This window comes from Dokdonella sp., assembly GCF_035703485.1.
Taxonomy (GTDB): domain Bacteria; phylum Pseudomonadota; class Gammaproteobacteria; order Xanthomonadales; family Rhodanobacteraceae; genus Dokdonella.
Genome location: NZ_DASSYD010000203.1, coordinates 1 through 4,922 on the forward strand (window position 1 = coordinate 1; position 4,922 = coordinate 4,922).

The window sequence follows — 4,922 nt, forward strand, 5'->3', positions numbered from 1 at the left end:
CTTGCGCGCCATCCTCCTGACTCACCACCACCCGGATCACATTGGCGGTGCCGAAGCCTTGGGAAAAATGGCTTCAGTACGGATCTTTGCCGCTCATGATCCACGCATCGAAATGGCTACGGATCGGGTCAGCGAAGGTGATCGCATCGTCCTCACCCAACCACCATGCAGATTCGATGTCATCGAGGTCCCCGGTCATACCAGCAGCCATATCGCATTTCACGGCCATGACCTGCTGTTTTGTGGCGACACCTTGTTCAGCGTCGGCTGCGGTCGAATGTTCGAAGGCACGCCGGAACAGATGCTTGCCTCACTGGAAAAACTGGCCGTGCTGCCCGCACACACCAAAGTCTGTTGTGGCCATGAATACACGGTCGCCAACTGCGTGTTCGCGCAATCGGTCGACGCTGACAACCCTGAGCTTGACGCGCGCCTGCAATCAGCACGTGCCTTGCGCGCGGTCGGCTCGCCCACGCTTCCGTCATTGCTTGCCGATGAATTGGCCTGCAATCCGTTCTTGCGTATTGATGCGCCAGCCCTGATCAAGTCGATGCGACAGCAAGCTCCCGGGGCGGCCGATCGTATCGCGCGATTTGCTGCATTGAGAAGCATGAAGGACACGTTTCGCGGATGATTCGGCCGGACCGCCGAATCTGGCAGCCCATCGCTGCCGCCTGCCTGCTTTCCGTGATCAGTGCCTGCAGTGCTCCGCAACCTCGGCCTGATCGACAACCGGTCAGCGAGCCTGTGATAAGTCCGGCTCCGGTCAGGCAAGGCGATCGAATCGAACCATCAGCGATCGAACCGGCAGCGGATGAAATCGATAAATCAAGCTCACCCTGGCAACGCCTGCGTCAGCGCTTCTCAATGCTTGATTGCGATGACAATCAGGCGGTGCTGAAAGAGGCAAGACGATACACGCGCCATCCGCAGCGATTCAACGCGAACTGGAGCAAGGCCATGCCCTTGCTCATGCTCGTGCTCGAACAGATCGAACGTCATGACCTTCCGGGAGAATTCGCCCTGCTTCCGTATGTGGAAAGCCACTACCGTCAACTGCCGCCCAGCGGCAACGGGCCGGCCGGCATGTGGCAATTAATGGGACGCACCGCAGTTGATCAGGGTTTGAAGGTCAGCCGGAGCTACGATGAACGCCTCGACGCCCTCGCCTCGACTGCCGCGGCCATCGGCTTGCTCGAACGCTACGACCGTCAGTTCTCCGATTGGCGGCTTGCCGACATGGCTTTCAATGCCGGTGAATATCGGATCAAGCGTGCGCTCGGAAAGCAACTGCATCAACAACTGGACAGTGAAGATCTTGCCGGGCTCAAAGTGAGTTCAACGACGCACCAGCATCTGGCACGTCTCATGGCCCTGTCATGCATCATCAACGATCCGCAGCGGTTCTCGGTGACCTTGCCGCAGCCCGATAACGGTATTGCCCTGCAGGCGCTGACCCTGCCGTCAGCCATGGATCTGCGCCTGGCCGCAGCACTGGCCGAATTGCCGTTGGCTGAATTGCTCCGTTTCAACGCCGCGTGGAGCAGACAGAAAAATCCGAGCGGGCCGACAACCCGCTTGTTGTTGCCGCAACAAAAGGTAGCGAATTTCAACTTCGCATTGACAAAGTTTCCACCCGCAATGCTGAGCGACTGGCACCTGCAGACAATTGATGTTTCAACGACCCTGGACACCTTGGCCAGCAGCCTGGAAACACCGGCGACGCTTCTCGCCAGCGCCAATCAACTCGACCCGACACAAACTCTGCATCCGGGAAAGGCAATCCTGCTTCCGGGCCGCGCAACCGAATCTGAAAGCACGACATCCACGCAGACCCACACGATCCGTCGCGGAGACACCTTGTCCGCAATCGCCCGGCACTACGGTGTTCGGCTCGCCGACCTGCTGCACTGGAACGCGCTGAGCAACACATCAATCCTGCGACCCGGTGCGATCCTGCGTGTTCACGCGCCAACGTTCTGAACCAAACCTGGTCCTGTTGGAGAACGCATGCGCCGGAAAGCAAAAAGGGCCGCACCGCGACCCTTTTTGCAGCTCCTCGTGTTGCCTGACTTACATGCGGTCTTCAGCAATCTGAACGTCCATGCTTGCGCGCAAGGCTGCAACAAAGTCACGCGCAGCGGCGTTGGAGGTCGCCTGCTGCAGAGTTGTACGAGCAGCCTCGCGTGTCGGCAGATCGACCGCCGTGGGATCAGCATCGGCGACGTTGTCGAGCTTGAGCAGGGCGTACTCGTCATTGGCCAGCGCAACCAATTCAACTTGACGATTGTCAGCGCTTGGCCGCGGCAGGGCAAAAGCCGCCTTGATCAGTGCCGTATCAACCTTGACCGCGTTGCGCCCGAGACCACGCTGTTCTTCGACAGCAAGCTTGAGTTCTTCGGCAATGGAGTCGATCGACTCACCCTTTTTCAACCGCGCAAACAAGGCGTCGGCGTGCTCCTTTGCCTGCTTGCCGATGCGAGCTTCAATAATGGCGCGCTGAATGTCGGTGCGCACTTCTTCAATCGGCTTGGGAGTGGCTGCCTTGTGTTCACTGACGCGGACGATGGCGATCTGGTTCGGGCCCAGGTCAATCTTGTCGGAATTGTTGCCCTGAACCAGCACCTGGTCGGAAAATGCCGCCTTGATTACCTCCGGATTGGCAGCGATACCGGTACCGCCTGCGCGCGAAAACAACGGAGTCGTCTGAATTTTCAAGCCCAGTTCCTTGGCTGCCGGCTCCAGCGACGTTGAGTCCTCGTAAGTCAGATCGATCATTCGACCCGACTTGTCATTGAATACGCGCTCGCGCTCGGACTCGCTGTAGTCCTTGGCAAGTTCGTCTCGAACCTCGTCGAATGTACGCGTCGATCCTGGGCGAATATCGCGAACCTCGATGACGTGATAGCCCTCAGATGAAAGGACCGGGTCGGAAACTTTGCCTTTGTCGAGTGCATACAGCGCCTCTTCAAACGCAGGATCAGTCATGCCCTTGTCGAGCCAGCCCAGGTCTCCACCAAGCGCCTTTGAGCCGAGATCATCCGAGGAACTCTTCGCCAGTTCGGCAAAATCCTTGCCCGCCTTCGCCTCGTCGGCGATCTTCTGCGCCTTTTCAAGCGCCTTTTTCTGATCCTCAGGCGCGCCCTTGCCACCCACCTTGATCAGGATATGCGAGGCGAGTCGCTGCTCCGAGCTGACGAACCGGCTCTTTTCCTTTTCATATCGATCCTTGAGCGTTGACTCATCCGGGTTCAACTGGATATCCAGTTTCGCCCCGTCGATCTCGATATAGCTGAGCGCTACCTGCTCGGGATTCATGTAATCCTTCTGGTGCTCCTTGTAGAAGCTCGAAATCTCCTCTTCGGAAACCTTGTTGTCGGCAACTTCACGCTTGCTCAGCTTGACGTAACGAATATCGCGAAGCTGCCCTCGCAGCCGCAAATAGGTGTCGACTTCGGCATCGGTGACAAATGCACTGGTCGCGACGGCCCTCGGAATTTCGCTGGTCGCAAATTGCTTGGCGACACGATCAGCAAAGCCGTTCGGGGTCATTCCCTGCGCAGACAAGCGGGCGCGGTAGAGGGCGGGATCAAATTTGCCATCGCGCTGAAATTCGGGAATCTTCGAAATTTCGTCACGCAGACGCTGCGCGGGAACCGCAATGCCGAGATTCGCGTTTGCCGTCAACAACACCTGCTCATCGATCAACTGATCGAGAATCCGCAATTTGATCGCAGGCTGTTCAAAGAAGCGCGCATCAATGGCGCCATTGGAAGCACGCAGTTGCTGCTGGCGAAACTCGTCAAAGCGCGAACGGAATTCCTGCTGCGAGATCTCCTTGTCCCCAACCTTTGCGACAAAACTGTCGGTCTGCGAGACGAAATAGGATTCAATTCCGAAGAAGGAAAACGTGATGACGATCAGGCCAAGGAGAATCATGGCAGGCCAACCGGTCGTCTTTTTTTGCAGAGCCTGAAGCATACATCGGCCTCGATAAAATGATGTCAGCCGGCTGCGAGATGCCTGGCTTTCGATGGTGGAGCGCGGCGCCCGGCATCGGACTCAGCGCGTGAAAAAAGCAAAGGCGCCACTCGGGCGCCCTGCTTGGGAGATAGCGACTTGGAGCGGTTCCTGACCGCTACCTCCGGCGTGACAGCGCGGTATTGTAACCGACTGGACGCCAATAACGCGGGGTGGTGGGTGCTGAGGGTTTCGAACCCCCGACCCTCTCCGTGTAAGGGAGACGCTCTACCGCTGAGCTAAGCACCCCCAACGTCAGTTGATCGCATCCTTGAGGCCCTTGCCGGCCTTGAATGCCGGAACCTTGGACGCCTTGATCTTGATCGTCTCGCCTGTGCGCGGATTGCGACCAGTGCGAGCAGCACGCTTGCGCACGCTGAAGGTACCGAACCCGACCAGCGAAATGCTGTCGCCGGACTTCAGCGTCTTCTTGACTACCTTGAAAACAGCTTCGACTGCGCGCTCTGCATCTGCCTTTGTCATTTCAGCAGCATCAGCGACAGCACCAACAAATTCACCTTTATTCATTATCAACTCCCTTTCGAGCAGCAACCCGGATTTATTTGGTTTGAACTGGTCACGCAGTACGAGCGAGGCGGGCTGACCTCCGACGTGATGTCGTTCCTCCACGCTTCACTCAATACAGCTTGTGTCGACGAACCGTGGCGCGACCTTTATACCAGTGCCCCTCAGGCCACGCAACACTAGGATTGGCGCGACTTTCAGGGGTTTTTCCCAGTCTGATCGAGGTTAAAGAAACGCCAACAAGTCAATGCCTGAATTGCAAACTCAGGCAACTTTGTCTACTCCGCGGGCCAACATGAGGACTCGATCAATGCGGTCGTGTCGGCGATCCCGTGTCTCGGGTTTTGCGTTTTCCGCGCGCAACCGACGCATCCGAA

General features: G+C 57.6%; 4 protein-coding genes and 1 tRNA gene. 2 read left to right on the forward strand and 3 right to left on the reverse strand.

Translation table 11 applies throughout. From position 1 onward, the window contains the following. Positions 1-634, forward strand: a 634-nt coding sequence (gloB, locus tag VFN25_RS15620) for a hydroxyacylglutathione hydrolase (protein WP_325143558.1), incomplete at its 5' end; no start/stop codon positions are given. Between the two features lie 233 nt (positions 635-867). Beyond that, entirely contained in the window at positions 868-1,983 is a 1,116-nt protein-coding gene (locus VFN25_RS15625) for a LysM peptidoglycan-binding domain-containing protein (protein WP_325143560.1), read from the forward strand. A 90-nt stretch (positions 1,984-2,073) separates the two neighbouring features. Here VFN25_RS15625 and VFN25_RS15630 read toward each other — a convergent pair whose 3' ends face one another. The 3 genes from VFN25_RS15630 to VFN25_RS15640 all read right to left on the reverse strand — a co-directional run bounded on the left by VFN25_RS15630 (position 2,074) and on the right by VFN25_RS15640 (position 4,548). Beyond that, positions 2,074-3,981 carry a SurA N-terminal domain-containing protein gene (locus VFN25_RS15630; protein WP_325143562.1) on the reverse strand — a complete coding sequence of 636 codons (1,908 nt, stop codon included), beginning with the start codon at positions 3,979-3,981 and terminating at the stop codon, positions 2,074-2,076. 213 nt (positions 3,982-4,194) lie between these two features. Further along, a tRNA-Val gene (locus VFN25_RS15635) sits at positions 4,195-4,269 on the reverse strand. Between the two features lie 6 nt (positions 4,270-4,275). Continuing rightward, on the reverse strand, positions 4,276-4,548 hold the full coding sequence (locus VFN25_RS15640) for an HU family DNA-binding protein (RefSeq protein ID WP_325143564.1): 273 nt from the start codon (positions 4,546-4,548) through the stop codon (positions 4,276-4,278). Between the last annotated feature and the right edge of the window lie 374 nt (positions 4,549-4,922).